The following is a 19954-nucleotide window of genomic DNA, read 5'->3' on the forward strand; positions in this document are numbered from 1 at the left end:
GGCGTCCTCACACCCGGATGCGCGGATCGACGATCATGTAGATCAGGTCGATCGCCAGATTGATCAGGACGTAGATGGCGGCGATTACCAGCAGCGTGCCCTGAATGACCGGGTAGTCGCGGCGCAATACCGCGCGCACGACGAGATTGCCGACGCCGGGCAGGTTGAACACCGTCTCGGTGACCACCGCGCCGCCGATCATCAGCGCCAGCGTCAGGCCGACGACGGTGACGATCGGCACCAGCGCGTTGCGCAGCACGTGCTTGAGGATCACCACGCGTTCGCTGAGCCCTTTCGAGCGGGCGGTGCGCACGTAGTCCTCGCTGAGGATGTCCAGTACCGAGGCGCGGGTGAAGCGGATGATCAGTGCCGAGTTGAGCACACCGAGCACGGTGGCCGGCAACACCAGGTGGTGCAGCCGCTCGATGAGCGGTACGCCGGGGTTGCCGTAGCCCGAAGCCGGGAACCAGCCGAGCCACACCGCGAAGATCTGGATCAGTATCAGCCCCATCCAGAAGCTCGGCACGCTGGCGCCGAGCATGGCGATGGCGCTGAAGATCTGGTCGACCAGTCGGCCGCGCCAGACGGCGGCGATCAGGCCGCAGGGGATGCCGATCAGCGCGGCGATGGCCACCGCGAAGGTGGCGAGGAAGAAGGTCGGCTCGGCGCGTTCGGCGAGCGCCTGCGTCACGGGACGCTGCAGGAAGATCGACTGGCCGAGGTTGCCCTGGGCGACTTCCTTGATCCAGTAGCCGAACTGGGTCAGCAGCGGCTTGTCGAGGCCGTACTGGACGCGCGCCTGGGCGATGTCCTCGGCGGTGGCCTGGTCGCCGAGCAGCAGCGCGATCGGGTCGCCGGAGGCCAGCCGGGTGAGGGCGAAGACCATCACCGCGACCAGGATCAGGACGGCCAGCGTCCCGCCCAGGCGGGCAAGTATGAAGCGGAGCATTGGAGGTTCCTTGTTAATCCGCTCGCTGCAAGAGTGCCGTCATTCCGGCGCAAGCCGGAATCCAGAATTTCGGAGCGCGGTCTGGATCCCGGCTTGCGCCGGGATGACGGAGTCAATGCGGTTTTCGGCGATTACTTCCCGGCGACCGAGGTATTCCAGAAGAACGGCCAGGCCGACGGCGTGTAGCCCTGCAGACGCTGGGCGCGGGCCGACAGGCTGTTGAATTTGCCGACGTTGATGTACGGCACTTCGTCATACACGACCTGCTGCACCTTGCCCCACAGCGCGCCGCGCTTGGCCGGGTCCATCTCCTGGTTGAAGGCGGCGAGCGCGGCCTGCTTGGCCGGGCTGCTCCACCATCCCGGAGCGCCTTCGCTCAACTGCGGCGGCGAGAGCATCGGTTCGGGGAACTGGCCGGAGTGCGTAACGTAGATGTCCCACAGCTTCGGATCGTTGCGGCGTTGCACCAGCGTCGCCCAGTCGACGATCTGCAACTCGGGCTTGATGCCGGCGCGCTTCAACTGCTCGGCCATCACCAACGCCATGTTGTAGTGGAACTCGTACTGGCGGCTGGCCAGGATGCGCACCGGCTGGCCGTTGTAGCCGGCCTTGGTGGCCATCTCCTTGGCGACCGCGGGATTGCGCTGGTTGTACTTGTCAGCGCCGGCCGTCGAATAGAGCGCCGTGCCCTGCGGGAAGTGGTTCGGCTCGATCTTGAAGAAGCGCGTGTCGCCGAAGGCGGCGGCCATCATCTCGCCCGGGCCGAAGGCGATCTGCACGGCCTGGCGCAGCGCCTGCGAGGAGAGCACGCCCTCCTTGGTGTTGAACACCAGGTAGGGGAAGCCGAAGGACTGGGTCATGATCGGCACGACCGCGTTGCCGGCCTTCTCCAGCCGACCGATCGATTCGACCGGCAGCAGGTCGGCGTAGTCGAACTGGCCGGAGAGCGTGCCTTCGACGCGGGTGTTGGCGCTCGGTACCGGCACGAAGCGCAACTCCTCGATCAGCGCCTCACGCTTGCCGGCGTAGCCGGAGGCGGGTTCCTTGCGCGAGGCGTAGCCGTCGAAACGCGTGAGAAGCGTGTATTGGTCGGGGCGGCGCTCCTTGAACTTGTAGGGGCCGGTGCCGATGAAATCCTTCAGTTGCGGCGCGATGGATTCCTTGGCCATGATGGCCGCCATGCCGGTGGGAAGTGCGAGCTGCGAAAGCAGCGGGGCGTACGGGGTCTTCAGTTTCAGTTCCACCGTGTAGGCGTCCTTGGCCTCGATCGACGCCACTTCCTTGGCGACGGCCTTGCCGCGCGGGGAGACTTCCATCCAGCGTTGCAGCGACGCCACCACGTCGTCCGCAACCATCTCGCGGCCGGTGTGGAACTTGACGCCCTTGCGCAGGGCGATGGTGTGCGTCAGGCCGTCCTTGGATGCCTTGGGCAGGCCGTCGGCCAGCATCGGCACCACGTTCCACTTCGCGTCGAAGGTGTACAGTGGTTCATAAACGTGCTGCATGATGGTGCCGACCAGATCGGCCGTCGTACCCATCGGATCCAGGGTCTGGGGTTCGGCGATCATGGCCAGGTTGGCGGCGGAGGGTGCGGCGGTGGCGGAGAGTGGCCCGAAGGGCAGGGCCAGGGCGGTCAGCGAGAGAACACGGCTGAGGAATTTGCGGAGAAACAGGTGTGACATGGCTGGACTCCTGTGTGTAATAAAATTACACTTCGGATGCTAGATACGTTTATTATTGACGTCAATAGATTTCTTTCGTCATTTTGGAGAAAGTTTTTTACAAGGAGTTGTGTCATGCCCGTCGAAATGCTTGGTCAGTCTCCCGTCGCCTCGGATCGTCAGGCGCGCCCGTTTTCCCCGGCTACGCGTGCTGGTGACTTCGTGTTTGTTTCCGGCCAGGTGCCGGTCGATGAAAACGGCGAGGTGGTTCTCGGCGGGATCGAGGCCCAGACCCGCCAGGTGGTCAAAAACATCGAGAAGGTGCTGGCGCTGGCCGGATGCACGCTGGACGACGTGTGCAAGGTCGGCGTGTGGCTCGACGACGCGCGTGATTTCGGCAGCTTCAACCGCGTCTACATGGAATGCTTCGGTACGCATCGCCCGGCGCGCTCGACGGTCGAGTCACGCATGATGATCGACGTCAAGGTCGAGATGGACGTGATCGCCTACAAGCCAGCGGCATAAGCTCGCCGACCGGGTTCTGCCCGGCCGGCGTCACGGCGTTAGGACACGATCGGCGCAACCAGATTGCGCAGTAGCGCCACGACGCTCCAGCCGGCGATGGCGCTGGTCCTGGAGTAGATGTCGACGATGGCGTGAACCTCGTCGCCGATGACTTCGATCCGGTGGTCGTCGCCCTTGAAGCCGGGAACGCTGCGGATCGTGACGCGGGTGTCTTCCGCGCCCGCCGTGGCCAGCGCCGTCGCCACCGCCACATTCACCTTGGTTGGGAAGAGCGCGATGGCTTCCTTGGCGCTGCCGGAAAAAACGGTGGTGGTCTCGCTGTCGGTCAGCAGGGTTTCCTGGAATATCGGCGTGCCTTGCAGCGACGCCGGCCCCTTTTCGGTCGTGATGCTCGACTGGACGGCGCTCATCAACGCTGCCGTGCGCAGTACATCGAAGCCGCCGATAGCGCCCGAAGCCAGATGCACCCGGGTGCCGGTTTCGCGTGCCGTCCGGGCGATCTGCGCGTAAAACCGGGCATCGGCGAAGGCACCGATGGACAGGACGACCAAGCTGGCGCCGTGCCGCAGCACTTTTTCCGCGATGGCCTGCAGGGCAGACGGGGAGGCGGCTTCCAGTACGTAATCCGGGGACAGCGCCAGCAGTTCATCGATATTGCCGCATGCCTTGCAGCCGGCCTTGTCCGCCAGCGCTTCCGCCGACTCCCGCGTGCGGCTCGCGCAGCCGACGATCTCGTAGTCGTCGAGCAGGCCGTTGCGCCAAGCGTCGACGATGATGGCGCCGAGAAAGCCGCAGCCGACGATGCCCAGTTTCAGTTTTTCCATGCGTTTCCGTGATGAGGCCGGGAGATCGGGTGTTGTCATCCGGCGGTTTTGGCGGCGGTGCTGCATTCCAGAAGCCGGTTGTAGATCTGGTCCTTGTAGCCGAGTTTCTTTTTCTTCAGAACCTCGACTTCCTCACGCGTCGCTTGTACGGCGCCGGACTCGATGCTCTGGAGCTTACGGTCCATTTCCTTGTGCTTGTCGAGCAGGCTGGCGAACAGGCGGTCGCTGGTCTTGAGTTGGGAAATCAGGTCGGCGTATTCAGGAAACATGAGTCGGATCCTCCCGGAGAAAATCGTGGCCTAGGAACGTACTTTATTGCTGAACTCAGAGCGTATCCTCGTTTCGGGCAATCTGTCGATTGTCCAGTTCCAGTTCGTTGATCTTGCGAGTGATCGTGTTCCGGCCCATGCCCAGAAGACGGGCCGCGTGGCTGCGATTCCCGCCGGTGAATGCCAGAGCCCGGTCGATGGCGATGGCCTCGAAGCGGCGCACCAACTCGTCAAGCACCGGGGTCGTGCCTCCGGCAAGCAGGCGGTCGATCTCCCTGGCCAGCGGACGCATCCATTGGCTACGTGCGCCATTCGCGGCTGCGGGGTGTCTGGTCAGGGGCGGAGTCATCGATCGGCTGCCGTTGCGTCAGTCGCGGCGTCGGGTTGCTGCAGGACGCGCACGAGCCGGAGCCGGTGAATTCGGCCTCCGGGGAGTTTCCAGTCGATCGACTGCCCGGCCGCCAGCCCCAGCAGGGCGGAGCCGATCGGTGCGAGCACCGAAATCTTTCCCTCGGTCGGATCGGCTTCATCGGGATAGACCAGTTCGATCTCCCGTTGCACGCCGATGTTCTCGTCGAGGTAGATGCAACGCGAGTGCATGGTCACCACGTTCCGGGGCATACGTTCCGATGAGACGACAATCGCTCGGTCCAGTTCGTCGGACAGGTCGTGATCCCGCGCCAGTCCGCGCAGTTGCGTATAGTCAGCCAAAAGCACAACCAGCGGCGGCGGCTGGGCTGTATCGGAGAGGAGGAGGTTGTTTGCGTGAGTCATGCTGGTGCATGTTACGCAAGTGTTCCGGAATTTATTAGCCGTCGCTTGGGAATCAGAATGTATCTTATGAGGAACCAATTCCGGTATCGTGGCGTTATTTCCCTGCTTCGTTTTCCTGGTGTTGCTTATGGCCGATCTCAACCTGATGGCAGTCTTCGCCCGCGTGGTGGAGGCGGGCAGTTTTGCCGAGGCGGCGCGGCGCCTGTCGACGTCGCGTTCCGCGGTCAGCAAGGCGGTGGCGAGGTTGGAAAAGGAACTCGGCGCGCGTCTGCTCAACCGCACGACTCGCCACCTCAGCCTGACGGAAATCGGCGCGTCAGTCGCCGAGCATTGCAGCCGGATGGTGAGCGAGGCCGAACAGGTCGAACAACTGGCCGACAGCCTGACGGCCGAGCCGCGCGGGCTGCTGCGCGTCAGCGCGTCGGTGGCGTTTGGAACGCTGCACGTCGCCCCCGCACTGGCGGTGTTTCTCGCGCGTTTTCCGGAAATCCGGATCGACCTGACGATCACCGATCGCTGGATCGATCTGGCCGAGGACGGGTACGACGTCGCCATCCGCGTCACCGGCGAGCCGCCGCCGAACTGGGTCGCGCGAAAACTCGCGCCGGTGCGCCGGAAACTGTGCGCAACGCCGGGATACTTCGCGCAGCGCGGCGTTCCGCAATCGCCGGCCGATCTGGTGCGTCACAACTGCCTTGACTACACGCGCTCGGGTGAACAGGGGCGCTGGCTTTTCACCGGCCCCGAGGGCGAAGAAATCTCCGTCCCGGTCAACGGCCCGCTGCACGTGGACGACGACGAGGCGCTGTCGCAAGCGGTGCTCGGTGGCCTCGGTCTCGGGCTGCTGCCGACCTTCATCATCGGCAAGGAACTGCAGCGCGGGACGTTGCAGGCGGTGTTGTCCGAATACATCCCGGTCGAGCGGCATGTGTACGCGATGTACCTCCCGACGCGCCACCTGCCGAGCAAGGTGCGGGTGTTCATCGATTTCCTGGTTGCCCATGTCGGCAGCGAACCGTATTGGGATCGCGAGGGGGCGTTCAGTGTGGAGGAGGTTTTTTCGTCAGGAGAAGGGGGCTGATCGCTGCCGACGAGGCGCGTTTTGCGGCGTCAGGTCGCCAGATCCCCGTAAAGGCTGTGTTCGCGCCCGACAGCGCTCCCGGCCTTGCGGCTGCCGATCCGTTTGACCGAGTTGCCGACGAAAAGCCGGCCGCTCAACAGCAGGTGGCAGAAGGGTGCATCCGGCGACGCGATACGGCGTAGCAGCAGGCGCAAGGCCTCGGCGCCGAGCTCGTCACGCGGTACGTGCACGGCGGTGAGTGGGATGTCGTGTGTTTCCGCGAGATTGAACCCGTCCATGCTCATGACCGAAATGTCGCCTGGGATGCTTAGCCCGCGCTCGAGCAGGTCGGCGATCGCGCCCGAGGCCATGAAGTCGCCGCCGGCGAGAATGGCCGTCGGATAATCCTCGCGATCGAGTTTGGCGAGGTGTGCGGCGATTGCCTGGCGCGCTTCCTCGGCGGCGAAGCCGGCGGTGGTGACGAGATGCCGGCTGTCGTCGAAGGCGATGTTGTGCGCCGCGAAAGCTTCGCGGGCGCCGGCGAGGCGGCGCTCCATGGTCGCCCGGCGCAGGCACATCAGCGCCAGGATGTCGCGGTGGCCGTGTTCGATCAGATACTTCGCCGAATAGCGTCCGACGAGCTGGTGATCGGGCGAGACGGCGTCCAGGCGCATGCTGTCGGAATCGCAGTTGATCAGCACGCAGGGCTTGCCGATGTCGGCGGCGAGCGCATGCACGTGCGGGTCGTCGATGCCGATGATGAGCGCCGCGTCGCATGCCGGATTGCCCAGCTTGCCCAGGAACAGGGGGACGTCCGCATCGTTTTCCTCCAGGGCACAATAGGTCAGGTGGACGTCGCTGTTTTCCACCGCATCGCGGATGCCCTGGACGACCTTGTAGTAGAAGATGTCCGCGCGCAGGTCGAAGGCCCGCTTCGGCGCGAAGACCGTGACGTTGCTGAACAGCATGCGTCCGCCAGTGAGATTGTTCAGCACGCCGTGCGTGCGGGCGCATTGGAGCACCTTCTGCCGGATCGCGGCGCTGGTATTTGCCTTGCCGGCGAGTACCCGTGAGACGGTGCTGATGGAGACGCCGGTCTGCCGCGCTATTTCACCGATCTTGAGTTTCCCGCCCATGGCTGATCTTCCGGCTCGTTATGAAAAAATTTCCACAGACAATTATCCGCTGTAATTCAATGAATTGGATTTGTAGTACGGGGTTTTTTCAAGGTTTTGTGAAAATATTTGCGGAGTATTTCGTTGATTCGAGGGGAGGCCCGGTGTTTACTGCGTTTCCTCGGGACCGGGCCTGAAAAAAGCGGTGCGCCAACAAGAATTCATACGCTCCGATTCCGGCGAGGTCTTGCAGAGCAGGGTTCATTCGACAAATCAGGAGGACGACATGAAATTGAAGTATCTGGGTCTGGCAATCGCACTGGGCATGGCTGCCCATTCCGTTGGCGCCGTCGAGAAGATGCGCCTTGGTCACGGCTTGCCGGAAGATCACGCGGTGCACAAGGCCGTGGTGAAATTCGCCGATCTCGTCAAGGAGCGCTCCAACGGCGATATCGAGATCAAGGTGTTCGCCAACGGCGTACTGGGCAATGAACGCGAGATGCTCGAGCAGGTGCAGAACGGCGTGCTGGAAATCACCAAGGCCAGCGCCTCGCCGCTGGAAACCTTCTCGCCGGATTACAAGGTATTCAACCTGCCGTTCGTCTTCCGTGACCGCGCACACTATTTCAACGTGCTGACCAGCCCGGTCGGCGAGTCGATCCTCGCCTCGTCGAAGAAGAGCGGCTTCATCGGTCTGGCTTACTACGATTCCGGCGCCCGCAGCTTCTACGGCAAGAAGCCGGTCAACACGCCGGAGGACCTGAAGGGCTTGAAGATCCGCGTGCAGCAGAGCCCGACGACGATCAAGATGATTCAGGCGATCGGCGCGACGCCGACCCCGATGGCATGGGGCGAAGTCTATCCGGCGCTGCAGACCGGTGTTGTCGATGGTGCCGAGAACAACGTCACTGCGCTGACCAACGGTCGCCACGGCGAAGTATGCAAGTTCTATTCGGAAACCGAGCACCAGATCGTCCCGGACGTGCTGGTGATGTCCGCCGCCCGCTGGGATTCGCTGAAGAAGCCGCAGCAGGAGATCATCAAGAAGGCCGCGCTCGATTCGTTCGAGTATCAGAAGACGCTGTGGGGCGCCTTCGAGAAGGTCGAGCGCGAGAAGTCGCTGGCGATGGGCGTGAAGTTCAACACCCCGGACAAGAAGGCTTTCGTCGCCAAGGTCAAGCCGATGATGGACCAGGAGCGCAAGAATCCGGCCATCGCCAAGCTGCTCGACGGCATCGCCGCCGTCAAGTAATTCCCTGTTTTCCGACGTAACCGACCTTTCACGTCAGGAGCCACGGAAGAGCCCGTCACCCCGGCGAAGGCCGGGGTCCAGTATGTAGATGTTTCTGGATTCCGGCATTCGCCGGAATGACGAGTCTCTGTCGATTCAGTGGTTCCTCGGGGAGAGTCGCTCCGGGATCACCCATGAATGCCCTTTTCCGCCTGAAGCAGCCGGTCGACCGCTTGCTTGAGACGACGCTCGTCGGTCTCTTCTTTGTCCTTTTTTCCTGCGTGATCATCCAGGTGTTCACGCGCTATGTGCTCAACGATCCATCGATTTTCACCGAGGAAACGTCGCGCCTGGCGATCATCTGGCTGAGCCTGCTCGGCACCGCCTATGCCTGCGGCCGGCTGGAGCACATGGCCTACACGATGTTTCCCGAGAAGCTCAAGGACGGCGCGCTGCTGACGCACATGCGCACGGTCGCCCTCATCGTCCTGTTCTTCGCCGTAACGGTGATGTGCTACGGCGGCGGCCGGCTGGTGATGCGCGCGCTGCAGTTCAATCAGCGCTCGGCGACGCTTGCCCTGCCGATGGGCTACATCTACCTGTGCATTCCGATCAGCGGCCTGCTGATCGTCTTCTACCAGCTGCTGATCCTCAAGAAGCCGCAGCAGTTCCGCGCGGCCGACGAGGTGGAAGTGGCGCTGGAACACGTTGCCGAGGAGAAGCGCAAGCTGGCCTCCGGCGAGGAGAAATAGCCATGCTCGAACTGACCATCCTCGGCGTGGTATTCACGGTCCTGCTCTTCTTCGGTGTGCCGGTGAGCTTCTGCATCGGTATCGCCACGCTGCTCGCGCTGTTCAACGTCACGCCGGACATTTCAACGGCCTTCGTCATCTCGGCGCAGCGCATGACCTCCAGCCTCGACAGCTTCACGCTGGTGGCCATCCCGCTGTTCATTCTGGCCGGCAGCATGATGAATACGGGCGGTATCGCCCTGCGCCTGATCGACTTCGCCAAGGTCATCGTCGGCTGGCTGCCCGGTTCGCTGGCGCACATCTCCTGCGTGGCGAATGCGCTGTTCGGGGCGATTTCCGGGTCCGCCGTCGCCTCGGCCGCTGCCGTCGGTTCGACGCTGTCGCCGCTGCAGCGCAAGGAAAAGTACGACATGCCGTTCTGCGCGGCGGTCAATGTGGCGTCGTCGCCTTGCGGGTTGCTGATTCCACCTTCGGGCGCGTTGATCGTCTACTCGCTGATCTCGGGCGGGACGCCGGTCGATGTGCTGTTCGTCGCCGGCTACGTGCCCGGCCTGCTGATGATGATCGCGGTGATGGCCTGGGTGGCGTGGAAGGCACGCGGCGGCTTCCTGCCGACCACCGTGCATCGGTATTCGGTCGGCGAATCGCTGCGCATCGCATTGCGCGCCATTCCCGCGCTGCTGCTGGTCGTGATCATCATGGGCGGGATCGTCGCCGGGGTGTTTACCGCGACCGAAGCCGCCGGCGTCGCCGCGCTCTACACCTTCATCCTCGGCCGGTTCTTCTACCGGAGCCTGTCCTGGAAGGGGCTGGTGAAGGCTACGCTCGACGCGTCGGTCGGCACGGCGGTGGTGATGCTGATGGTCGGCGTGTCGATGACCATGTCCTGGCTGCTGGCCAGCACCGGGTCGGCGAAGATGCTCGCCGAAGCGATCATTGCCTTCTCCGACAACCCCTACGTGCTGATGATGCTGTTCAACGTGCTGCTGCTTCTGCTCGGCACCTTCCTCGACATCACGCCGGGCCTCTTGATCTTCACCCCGATCTTCCTGCCGGTGGCGATGAAGCTCGGCATCTCGCCGGTGCACTTCGGGATCATCATCACCTTCAACCTGTGCATCGGCATCGCCACGCCGCCGGTCGGCAGCACCCTGTTCGTCGCCGCCCGCGTCTCGCAGGTGTCGCTGAGCCTGCTCACCCGGCCCCTGTTGCCGATGTTCGCGCTGCAGATCATCGCGCTGTTCCTGGTGACCTACATCCCGGAACTGTCGCTCTGGTTGCCCAAACTGATTCTTGGAAAGGCCGGTTGACGCTCGCCGGAATTCCTCTCCCGTAGTTCAGCCGCACGCCTCTGAATGCCCCGGATTCCAAAGGGGCAGGGGCGCGGCACGATTGAAGACTTGCCCAAGGAGATTGCCATGTCCATGTCCCGCAACCCGTTTTTCTCCCTGATCGCCAACGAAGGCAACCGTCTCGCGTTCCTCGGCGACGCCGCGCACGTCGTCCGTGTCTTCGTTCTCGAAGAGGATCTGATCCGCGTCATGCTGCTGCCGGGCGGCGATCTGCGTTTTCCGCGTACCTGGGCGATTGCGCCCGGGCAGGGCGACGTTCCGGCCGAAGGGCGCGACCGGCTCGATCTGTCTGGTTTCTCACTTCCGGCGTACGGGTTTGAAGAGAAACCGGAAGAATTCGTGATCTCGACACAGCGGGTGCGGCTGACGATCCGCCGCGAAGGCTTCCTGTGCCGCTGGGAGATGAAGAACGGCGACGGGAGATCCGGCGACGGCTGGCAGGTGGTCGCCGCCGACCGCACGACGCAGGCCTACAACTTCGGCTGGTGGGACGACAAGGTCTACCACTACCTGAAGCGAGAACGTGACGAGATGTATTTCGGCATCGGCGAACGGGCCGGCGACGCCAATCGCATGGGTCAGAGCTACCGCCTGTGCAATGTCGATCCGATGGGCTACAGCGCGCGCACGACCGATCCGCTGTACAAGCACATCCCGTTCTACCTGACCTGGAAGCAGGAAAGCAAATTGGCCTTCGGCCTGTTCTACGACACGCTGTCCGACTGCTCCTTCGACATGGGCAAGGAACTGGACAACTACCACGGCCACTACCGCTACTTCAAAGCCGACCACGGTGACCTCGACTACTACTTCTTCGCGGGCGGGACGGTGACCGAGGTCACGCGGCGCTTCACCTGGCTGACCGGTCGGCCTGCGTTTACACCGAAGTGGGGCCTTGGCTATTCCGGTTCGACGATGTCCTACACCGATGCGCCCGACGCCCAGGTGCGCATGGCCGAGTTCATCGACGGCTGCCGTCAGCACGACATCCTCTGCGATTCGTTCCACCTGTCGTCCGGCTACACCTCGATCGGGCCGAAGCGCTACGTGTTCAACTGGAACCGCGAGAAATTCCCCGACCCGGCCGGGTTCGTGCAGAGCTACCTGGATAACGGCGTGAAACTGTGCGCCAACATCAAGCCCTGCCTGCTGCACGACCATCCGCGTTATGCGGAAGCCGAGGCCGCCGGGCTGTTCATCAAGGACCCCGACGGCAGCCCGACGCGCGTCCAGTTCTGGGACGAGACCGGGGCCTACCTCGACTTCACCAAGCCGGCGACCTACGCTTGGTGGAAGGCACGCGTCACCGACGCGCTGCTCGATTACGGCATCGCCTCGACCTGGAACGACAACAACGAGTTCGAAGTGTGGAGCGACAAGCCGCTGGTCGATGGCTTCGGCCAACCCCGCCGTGCCTGCGAAGCCAAACCGCTGCACACCCTGCTGATGATCAAGGCCTCGCGCGAGGCGCAGGCCGCGCACGCGCCGGACAAGCGCCCGTTCCTGATCTCGCGCTCCGGCGCCGCCGGCATGCAGCGCTACGTGCAGACCTGGTCGGGCGACAACTACACCTCGTGGGAAACGCTGCGCTATAACATCCGCATGGGTCTGGGCCTCGCGCTGTGCGGCGTGTCCAACACCGGTCACGACATCGGCGGCTTCTCCGGGCCGAAGCCCGATCCGGAACTGTTCCTGCGCTGGGTGCAGCACGGTGTGTTCCTGCCGCGTTTTTCGATCCACTCGTGGAACGACGACGGCACGGCCAACGAGCCGTGGATGTACCCGGAGATCACTCCCTACGTGCGCGAACTGATCAAGTTCCGCTATCGCCTGATTCCGTACCTGTACGACCTGCTGTGGCGCTACCACGATCACTTTGAACCGATGATGCGCCCGACCTTCCACGATTTTCCGGACGATCCGCGCTGCTTCGCCGAAAATGACGACATGCTGATCGGCAGCAAGCTGCTCGTCGCCTCGGTGGTTGAGGCCGGCCAGCGGGCGCGCCCGGTCTATCTGCCCCAAGGCGCCAACTGGTACGACTACTGGAGTGGCGAGCATTTCGCCGGCGGGCAGGAGATTGTCCTGCCGGCGCCGTGGGACCGGCCGCCGCTGCTAGTGCGCGAAGGCTCGATCCTGCCGTTGAACCTTGCCGAACAGCACTTCGCGCAACCGGCTGACGAGAGGGGCTTCGTGGCGTTCCCGCACAAGGGCGAGGGCGTGATCGAGGATACGTTCTTCGAAGATGACGGCGAAAGCCTGGCGTACCTTGGGGACGGGCGCGGCGAATGGCGGATTCGGCTGGTTGTCGGCGCGGACGAATTGGCGCTGGATCTCGCTGGGTCGGGCTGCGCTGTCGCGCCGGCCGATGGGGTGGCGATTCTTCTGCCACGGCAGGAAACGCGACCCGTGCGTGCGACGGCGGGACGGATTGTCGGCGATTTCGTCAGCGGCGAATGGCGCGAGGTGCGGCTGGTTCCCTGATCGCTCTGGTTAGACCACCCACGCCGCCCAGAGCGTCAGGGTGAGCATCGAGGCGAGGGTCGTCGCGGAAATGAGCCAGGCGACACTCTTGCCGTCGCCGCCCATGCGCATCGCCAGGATGTACGCCGAGGAGGCGGTCGGCAGGGCGGAGAACAGCACGACGACCTTGTAGTACAGGCCGGACAAGCCCAGCCGCGGGCCGACGAAGGCGGCGATCGCCGGCAGGAGCAGCAGCTTGACCACGGTCAACCAGCCTGAAAACGCCTTGAGTCCGGCGGTGCCTTCCAGGCGCAGTGCGGCACCAACGGCGAGCAAGCCGAGGGCGATCGACGCGTCGGCCAGCCGGCCGAGAAAAATCTGCGCCGGTTTGGGTGTCACGACACCAGAGAGATTGAGTGCGAAGCCGAGCGCGGTGGCCCAGATCAGCGGATTGCGCGCGATCTCCCACAGCAGCCCGCGCTGTCCGTGCCGCGCCAGCATGCCGACGGAAACCAGGTTAACCACCGGGACGGCCGCGCCGATGATGATTCCCATCGCGGCGACGCCCGGTGCGCCGAAGAGCATGCTGACCACGGCCAGTCCGATGTAGGAGTTGAAGCGGAAGGCGCACTGGTATAGCGAGGCGTAGGTCAGCGACGGAATCCGGGTAAAAGGCTTGGGCAGCAGTCCCAGCACCATGCCGCAGGCGATGACGGTGAACGCCGTGCCGACGAGCGGCAGGGCGGCGGCAAGGTCGATGTGCGTCTTGACCAGCGCGTTGATCAGCAGCGCCGGGAAGAGGATGAAATAGACCAGTTTCTCGACGCCGCTCCAGAAATGGTCGCCGAGATGCATCCAGCGGCGGATGGCGGCGCCGAGCAGGATCAGGGAAAAGTCCGGGAGCAGCAGGAGTGCGGTGTTCATGGCGGGATGGTAACGGGTTCGCCCGACATTCGGTGAATACACGCGAAATGCAGGCAAAAAAATGCCGGGCAGGTGCCCGGCAAACAGGAGGAGAGCAGAAATTACTTGAGTACGCCGCCGGCCTTCAGAATCGCCTTCAGCTTTTCCAGCGTTGCCGCATCGGGCGGCGTCGCGGGGGCGAGCACGGCGGTGGAAATGTCCAGGCCGGACAGGCGGATCGCTTCCTTGATGCAGCCGGTGAACGGGACATCGATCGCGTACATCCGCGACAGGATTGCCAGACGGGTGAGTTGGGTCTGCGCCGTGGCGAAGTCCTTTTCGAGGAATGCCCTGTAGATGCCGCAGGTGATGTCCGGCGCGAAGTTCGAGGTGGCCGGGATGACCCCGTCGCCGCCGATCATCAGCGTGTCGAGCACGTATTCGTCGAAGCCGCTGAAGATCATGAAGTCGGGGCGGGCGCCCTTGACTTCGAACACCAGGCGGCGGATGTGGCTCATGCAGTCCACGGTGTCCTTGATGCCGGCGATGTTCGGGCAATCCTTGGCCAGACGGGCGACTACCTCGACCGAGAGATCCTGCCCGGTGAGGATCGGGAAGTTGTAGAGCAGCACCGGCAACGGTGAATTCTCGGCGATCTGCCGGTAGTGCTGGTAGATGCGCTCATCACTGAGCTTGGCGTAGTAGGGATTGACCACCATCACCGCGTCGGCGCCGATACTGCCGGCGTGCTTGCTCAGGTCGATGACCTCCTGCGTCGAGCAGGAGGCGGTGCCGATGATTACCGGCTTCTTGCCGGCAACACGCTTGACGCAGAACTCGGCGATGGTCTTGCGGCTTTCATGCGGCAGCGAAGCGAACTCGCCGGCGCTGCCGAGGAACAGGAAGCCATTGACGTCGGAGGCAAGAATCCGGTCGATCAGCCGGCCCATGCCCTCCGGATCGAATTGCGCCTGGGCGTTGAAGATGGTGGGAACCGGCGGAATGACACCTTTGAGCACTAAGGACATGACACACCTTTCTTGGAAAATTCCATATATGGAAATATAATCCCGAATATGGAAATAGTGTAGCGGGGCGAATTTTCGCTGACAAGAGATGAATGCACCGACAGAACAAAAATCCGTGGCGCCGGCGCTGACCAAGGGCTTCGCCATTCTCGACCTGATTGCCCGGGAGCCGGGGCTGGGCTTTGCGGCGATCCGCGACAGGCTGGGTTTGCCGAACAGCAGCTGCCATCACCTGATTACCACCTTGTGCCAAGTCGGCGTGCTGGTGCAGCGCGCGGATCGTGGCTACGTGCTCGGGCTGCGCCTGTTCGAGCTCGGGGCGATGGCCGCCAACCAACGGCAACTGCACGATCTGGCGCTGCCGATGCTCAAGCAGTTGGCGCAGGAGATTCAGCTCACCTGCCACCTGGGGGTCATGGAGGGCGCGGAGGCGGTGTATCTGCTCAAGGTCGAGGGCAGTCGCGAGATCCGCGTCAATACCTGGGTCGGCAAACGGCTCTCGCTGCACAGCTCGTCGCTCGGCAAGGTGCTGCTGGCCGGGCTGCCGGAGGACGAGCTGCAAGGCATCCTCGCGCAAGTGACGTGGGAGGCGAAAACGCCGCGTTCGATCGTCGACCCCGTCGAGTTCTGCCGTCAGTTGCAGGTTGTGCGCGAACGCGGCTGGGCGCTCGACGACGAGGAAGATCTGGTCAACATCCGTTGCGTGGCTGCGCCGGTACGCGACATGCGGGGGCATGTTGTCGCGGCGATCAGCGCCGTCGGTACCGTCCTCGACATCACCCCGGAGAGAATCGACGAACTTGCCGCCACGCTATGTGGAACGGCGCGGGAGATTTCGCAGCATCTCGGCCATTCTGCTGCCTGATCCGAAAATTTTTTTACAGCAATGCCGTGTCCCTATTGACTTGCTCGTTTTTTACATGATACATATTACCTATGGACGCAGTGCTCGCTTCTCCCCGTACAACATTTCAACGCCAGGTGCTTGATCGGCTGGGGCTGGATATCTGCTCTGGCCGTTATGCGCCGGGGCAGATTCTTCCCTCCGAGAACGAGTTGTGTGAACGCTTTGCCTTCAGCCGGATCGTCATCCGCGAGGCGGTGAAATCGCTGGCGGCGAAAGGAATGCTCGAAGTGCGTCGCAAGGTGGGTACGCTCGTTCTCGATCCCGCTGATTGGAATCTCTTCGATCCGGACATCATCGCCTGGCGCAGCCGAACCGTTGGCATCGATCGCCGGATGTCGAACGACCTGATGGAATTGCGTCGTATCGTCGAGCCTCCGGCGGCTCGCCTCGCGGCAGTGCGGGCAACGGAAGAAGACCGCGCGGCGATTCGGGCGGCCTTCGAGGGGATGCGTCGGGCCGTCGCCGGTGAAGGCGACTACGTCGCCGCCGACCTGGCGTTTCACGCGGCGATTCTCGATGCGTGCGGCAACCAGTTCGTCCGGCAGATGCAGAACGCCGTGTCAGCGATCCTGCGCACCGGTTTCGAAATCATTTCGCTCAAGCCGGGCGGGCCGGCGTATTCGTTGCCGATGCACGAGGGGTTGTGCCGGGCGATCGAGAACGGCGACGCCGAGGCGGCGGAACGCGCCGCGCTGTTGCTGATAAGTCAGGCGGAGGAGGATCTCGATGGCCGCCTCGCGAGCGATGAAACAAGTGAAGAAAAAAGCGGTTACGCCAAAGCGGCCGCTGTAACCAACTGATTCAAGGAGACATCATGGCAGGACTGTTTGATTTGACCGGGCGCACGGCGCTGATTACCGGTTCGGTGCGCGGCATCGGTTTTTCGCTGGCCGAAGGTCTGTGCGCAGCGGGGGCGACGGTGATCGTCAATGGCCGCAAGCAGGACGCCGTCGACGAGGCGGTCGGCAAGTTGCAGGCCAAAGGCTACAAGGCGCGCGGCGCGGTGTTCGACGTGGCCGACGAAGCGGCCGTGGTTGCAGCCTTCGCCGCATTCGACAAGGGCGGCGTCGAGATCGACATCCTGATCAACAACGCCGGCATCCAGTTCCGCAAGCCGATGGTCGATCTGGAACTGGCGGACTGGCAGCGCGTGCTCGACACCAACCTGACCGCTGCCTTCATCGTCGGCCGCGAAGCGGCCAAGCGGATGATCGCACGCGGGCGCGGCGGCAAGATCATCAACATCGCCTCGCTGGTCAGCGAAGCGGCGCGCGCCACGGTGGCGCCGTATACCGCGGCCAAAGGCGGCATCAAGATGCTGACGCGCTCGATGGCTGCCGAATGGGCCAAGTTCAACATCCAGGCCAACTCGATCGGCCCGGGCTACATCCTCACCGAAATGAACACGGCGCTGATCGAGAACGCCGAATTCGACGCCTGGGTCAAAGCGAGCAATCCGGCCGGCCGTTGGGGCAAGCCGGACGAGCTCGCCGGCACGGCGGTCTACCTGTCCTCCGAGGCCTCGAATTACGTCAACGGGCAGATCATCTACGTCGATGGCGGCTGGCTGTCCGTCCTTTAATACAGATTTCTTCAGGAGCAAACCATGGAAGCAAAAGCCTGCGTTCTTCATTCGGAAAAGGACTTGCGGATCGAGAACATGCCCGTCGCCGAGATGGGCGACGATCAGGTGCTGGTGAAGATCGGTGCCGGCGGCATCTGCGGCTCGGACCTGCACTACTACCTCGACGGCGGTTTCGGCGTCGTTCGCGTCAAGCAGCCGATCGTCCTCGGGCATGAAGTGGCCGGTACGGTTGAAGCCGTCGGCGCCAGGGTCACCAAGGTCAAGCCGGGCGACCGCATCGCGCTGAACCCGAGCCGTCCCTGCGGCAAGTGCAAGTTCTGCCAGACCGGCGAGCAGCAGCATTGCCTCGACATGTGGTTCTACGGCAGCGCTATGCGCATTCCGCACAGCCAGGGGGCGTTTCGTGAGCGTATCGTCGTCGGCGAATTCCAGTGCGAACCCGTCGGCGACACGGTGTCGCTCGGCGAGGCGGCCTGTTGCGAGCCGCTGTCCGTGGCGCTGCACGCCGTGCAGCAGGCTGGCTCGTTGACCGGTAAACGGGTACTCGTCACCGGCTCCGGCCCGATCGGCGCCCTGGTCGTGGCGGCCGCGCGTTATGCCGGTGCGCTCGAAGTCGTCGCTACCGACCTGCATGACGCGGCGCTAAAGAAAGCCACCGAGATGGGCGCGACGCGCACGATCAACGTGTCGCAGGCGCCGGGGTTGGCTGCCGAAGAGTTCACGGTGGACAAGGGCTACTTCGACGTCGCCATCGAGTGCACGGGCGCCGGGGTGGTGATCAAGGACGTCCTGCCGGTGCTGCGCCCGCGCGGTTCGCTGATCCAGGTCGGCGTCACCGGCGAGGTGGCGATTCCGATCAACGCCGTCGTCGGCAAGGAAATCCGCATCGTCGGCGCGTTCCGCTTCCATCAGGAATACGCACTGGCTGCCCGGCTGATCAAGGAAGGACGGATCAACGTCAAGCCGATCATCACCGCCACGCTGCCGTTCGAGCGCGCCGTTGAGGCCTTCGAGATGGCCGCCGACCGCCGTTCGCAGATGAAGGTTCAGCTGACTTTCTGATCGTCGAGAGGAAACGAATTGACCACACCGATTACCGACGTCAAGGTCATCCTCACCGCGCCGGAAGGCATCAACCTGGTGGTGGTGAAGGTGGAAACCAACCAGCCGGGCCTCTACGGCCTCGGTTGCGCCACCTTCGCGTATCGCCACGTGGCGGTGAAATGCCTCGTCGAGGAGTACCTCAAGCCGCTGCTGGTTGGCCGCGATGCCGAAGCCATCGAGGAAATTTGGCAGCTGATGCACCAGAACGCCTACTGGCGCAACGGTCCGATCGAGAACAACGCCATCTCGGGAGTCGACATGGCGCTGTGGGACATCAAGGGCAAGCTCGCCAACATGCCGCTCTACCAGTTGTTCGGCGGCAAGGTGCGCGAAGGCGTGCCGATCTACCGCCATGCCGACGGCAAGGATCTGGACGAGTTGTGCGAAAACATCGAGAAGTACCGCGCGCAAGGCATCACCCATATCCGTTGCCAGAGCGGCGGCTACGGGGGCGGCGGTTACGGCAAGGCGCCGGTGACGGCGCCGGTCGGATCGCTCGACGGCATCTATCTCGACAGCCGCAAGTACATGCGCGAAACGCTCAAGCTGTTCGAAGGCATCCGCAGCCGGGTCGGCTGGGACGTGCAGCTGTGCCACGACGTGCATGAGCGCCTGAAGCCGATCGAGGCGATCAGGTTCGCGCAGGAAATGGAGCAGTTCGACCTGTTCTTCCTCGAAGACGCGATTGCACTGGAAGAGGGCGAGTGGCTCAAGGAATTGCGCGCCAAGACCAGCATCCCGCTGGCGCAGGGCGAGCTGTTCAACCACCCCTATGAGTGGAAGAAGATCATCGCCGAGCACCTGATCGACTACATCCGCGTCCATCTCAGCCAGATCGGCGGCATCACCCCGGGTCGCAAGCTGCAACTGTTCGCCGAGCAGTACGGCGTGCGCACCGCCTGGCACGGTCCGGGCGACATGTCGCCGATGGCGCATGCCGCGAACATCCATATCGACCTCGCCGCACGCAATTTCGGCGTGCAGGAATGGTCCGGCACCGAGCCGCCCAATTTCGTTCTCCACGAACTGAAAGGGCCGCGCGAGGCGCTGCTCGATGTGTTTCCCGGCTTGCCGGAGTTCCGCAACGGCTATGTCTATGCCAACGACAAGCCGGGGCTGGGCGTGGATATCAACGAAACGGAAGCCGCGAAGTATCCGTGCGAGAAGACCGTTACCACCTGGACGCAAACGCGGCTGGTGGACGGCACCTTGCAGACCCCCTGAACCGATTTTTTACGCTGTTTTTTAACAAGGAGGATCAAACATGAAAACGACATTCAAGCATCTCGTGATGGTTGCCGCCCTCGGCGCTCTGGCATCGGGCAGCGCCCTTGCGGCGATCAGCGGCAAGGTGGGTCACGCGATGCCGGACAGTCATCCGCAAGCAGCGGCGATGAACAAGTTCGTCGAACTGGTGGGCAAATACACCAACAACAACGTGCAACTGAAGGC

21 protein-coding genes are annotated in these 19954 nt (G+C 63.3%); 12 read left to right on the forward strand and 9 right to left on the reverse strand.

Features of this window, described 5'->3' with window-relative positions; all coding sequences use genetic code 11:
* Positions 1-7 precede the first annotated feature (7 nt).
* Both BO74_RS14520 and BO74_RS14525 read right to left on the reverse strand, forming a co-directional pair.
* A complete protein-coding gene (locus BO74_RS14520) occupies positions 8-949 on the reverse strand; it encodes an ABC transporter permease (protein WP_496443099.1) in 942 nt (313 codons plus the stop codon).
* Positions 950-1080: 131 nt separating this feature from the next.
* Positions 1081-2631 (reverse strand): ABC transporter substrate-binding protein, encoded by a 1551-nt coding sequence (locus BO74_RS14525; RefSeq protein ID WP_496443100.1) that lies wholly within the window; start codon positions 2629-2631, stop codon positions 1081-1083.
* Positions 2632-2745: 114 nt separating this feature from the next.
* On the opposite strand from BO74_RS14525, the gene BO74_RS14530 reads away from it, so the two are divergent.
* Positions 2746-3135 carry a RidA family protein gene (locus BO74_RS14530; protein ID WP_496443101.1) on the forward strand — a complete coding sequence of 130 codons (390 nt, stop codon included), beginning with the start codon at positions 2746-2748 and terminating at the stop codon, positions 3133-3135.
* A 38-nt stretch (positions 3136-3173) separates the two neighbouring features.
* Here BO74_RS14530 and BO74_RS14535 read toward each other — a convergent pair whose 3' ends face one another.
* Genes BO74_RS14535 through rnk form a run of 4 tightly spaced genes read right to left on the reverse strand, consistent with a single transcriptional unit; the run spans position 3174 to position 5002 of the window.
* On the reverse strand, positions 3174-3959 hold the full coding sequence (locus BO74_RS14535; RefSeq protein ID WP_496443102.1) for an aspartate dehydrogenase domain-containing protein: 786 nt from the start codon (positions 3957-3959) through the stop codon (positions 3174-3176).
* A 35-nt stretch (positions 3960-3994) separates the two neighbouring features.
* Positions 3995-4228: an HP1242/YdcH family protein gene (locus BO74_RS14540; protein WP_496443103.1), complete on the reverse strand. Its 234-nt coding sequence runs from the start codon at positions 4226-4228 to the stop codon at positions 3995-3997.
* Positions 4229-4283: 55 nt separating this feature from the next.
* On the reverse strand, positions 4284-4577 hold the full coding sequence (locus BO74_RS14545) for a helix-turn-helix domain-containing protein (RefSeq protein WP_496443104.1): 294 nt from the start codon (positions 4575-4577) through the stop codon (positions 4284-4286).
* Positions 4574-5002: a nucleoside diphosphate kinase regulator gene (rnk, locus tag BO74_RS14550; RefSeq protein ID WP_496443105.1), complete on the reverse strand. Its 429-nt coding sequence runs from the start codon at positions 5000-5002 to the stop codon at positions 4574-4576. Before rnk ends, BO74_RS14545 begins: the two co-directional genes overlap by 4 nt.
* Before the next feature lie 88 nt (positions 5003-5090).
* Between rnk and BO74_RS14555 the strand changes: the two genes are divergently transcribed.
* On the forward strand, positions 5091-6083 hold the full coding sequence (locus tag BO74_RS14555; protein ID WP_496443106.1) for a LysR family transcriptional regulator: 993 nt from the start codon (positions 5091-5093) through the stop codon (positions 6081-6083).
* Positions 6084-6112: 29 nt separating this feature from the next.
* Here BO74_RS14555 and BO74_RS14560 read toward each other — a convergent pair whose 3' ends face one another.
* Positions 6113-7198, reverse strand: coding sequence for a LacI family DNA-binding transcriptional regulator (locus BO74_RS14560; protein WP_496443107.1), 1086 nt, complete (start codon positions 7196-7198; stop codon positions 6113-6115).
* A 265-nt stretch (positions 7199-7463) separates the two neighbouring features.
* Here BO74_RS14560 and BO74_RS14565 point away from each other — a divergent pair, with 265 nt between their 5' ends.
* The 4 genes from BO74_RS14565 to BO74_RS14580 all read left to right on the forward strand — a co-directional run bounded on the left by BO74_RS14565 (position 7464) and on the right by BO74_RS14580 (position 12996).
* Positions 7464-8429: a TRAP transporter substrate-binding protein gene (locus tag BO74_RS14565; protein ID WP_496443108.1), complete on the forward strand. Its 966-nt coding sequence runs from the start codon at positions 7464-7466 to the stop codon at positions 8427-8429.
* Between the two features lie 173 nt (positions 8430-8602).
* The gene (locus BO74_RS14570; protein WP_496443109.1) at positions 8603-9160 is read left to right on the forward strand and encodes a TRAP transporter small permease; all 558 of its coding nucleotides are present in this window, start codon (positions 8603-8605) and stop codon (positions 9158-9160) included.
* Positions 9161-9162: 2 nt separating this feature from the next.
* The gene (locus BO74_RS14575; RefSeq protein ID WP_496443110.1) at positions 9163-10470 is read left to right on the forward strand and encodes a TRAP transporter large permease; all 1308 of its coding nucleotides are present in this window, start codon (positions 9163-9165) and stop codon (positions 10468-10470) included.
* 108 nt (positions 10471-10578) lie between these two features.
* Positions 10579-12996, forward strand: coding sequence for a glycoside hydrolase family 31 protein (locus BO74_RS14580; RefSeq protein WP_496443111.1), 2418 nt, complete (start codon positions 10579-10581; stop codon positions 12994-12996).
* A 9-nt stretch (positions 12997-13005) separates the two neighbouring features.
* On the opposite strand, the gene BO74_RS14585 is transcribed toward BO74_RS14580, so the two are convergent.
* Both BO74_RS14585 and BO74_RS14590 read right to left on the reverse strand, forming a co-directional pair.
* Positions 13006-13899 carry an AEC family transporter gene (locus tag BO74_RS14585; RefSeq protein ID WP_496443112.1) on the reverse strand — a complete coding sequence of 298 codons (894 nt, stop codon included), beginning with the start codon at positions 13897-13899 and terminating at the stop codon, positions 13006-13008.
* 101 nt (positions 13900-14000) lie between these two features.
* Entirely contained in the window at positions 14001-14906 is a 906-nt protein-coding gene (locus tag BO74_RS14590; RefSeq protein ID WP_496443113.1) for a dihydrodipicolinate synthase family protein, read from the reverse strand.
* Positions 14907-14994: 88 nt separating this feature from the next.
* On the opposite strand from BO74_RS14590, the gene BO74_RS14595 reads away from it, so the two are divergent.
* The 6 genes from BO74_RS14595 to BO74_RS14620 all read left to right on the forward strand — a co-directional run.
* Positions 14995-15771: an IclR family transcriptional regulator gene (locus BO74_RS14595; protein ID WP_496443114.1), complete on the forward strand. Its 777-nt coding sequence runs from the start codon at positions 14995-14997 to the stop codon at positions 15769-15771.
* Between the two features lie 71 nt (positions 15772-15842).
* Positions 15843-16613, forward strand: a complete 771-nt coding sequence (locus tag BO74_RS14600; protein ID WP_496443115.1) for a FadR/GntR family transcriptional regulator — start codon at positions 15843-15845, stop codon at positions 16611-16613.
* Between the two features lie 14 nt (positions 16614-16627).
* A complete protein-coding gene (locus BO74_RS14605) occupies positions 16628-17395 on the forward strand; it encodes an SDR family oxidoreductase (protein ID WP_496443116.1) in 768 nt (255 codons plus the stop codon).
* Positions 17396-17419: 24 nt separating this feature from the next.
* The gene (locus tag BO74_RS14610) at positions 17420-18460 is read left to right on the forward strand and encodes an L-idonate 5-dehydrogenase (RefSeq protein ID WP_496443117.1); all 1041 of its coding nucleotides are present in this window, start codon (positions 17420-17422) and stop codon (positions 18458-18460) included.
* Between the two features lie 18 nt (positions 18461-18478).
* Positions 18479-19726 (forward strand): enolase C-terminal domain-like protein, encoded by a 1248-nt coding sequence (locus BO74_RS14615; protein WP_496443118.1) that lies wholly within the window; start codon positions 18479-18481, stop codon positions 19724-19726.
* Between the two features lie 40 nt (positions 19727-19766).
* Positions 19767-19954, forward strand: a 188-nt coding sequence (locus BO74_RS14620) for a hypothetical protein (protein ID WP_496443119.1), incomplete at its 3' end; no start/stop codon positions are given.

This window comes from Propionivibrio pelophilus DSM 12018 (assembly GCF_059569095.1).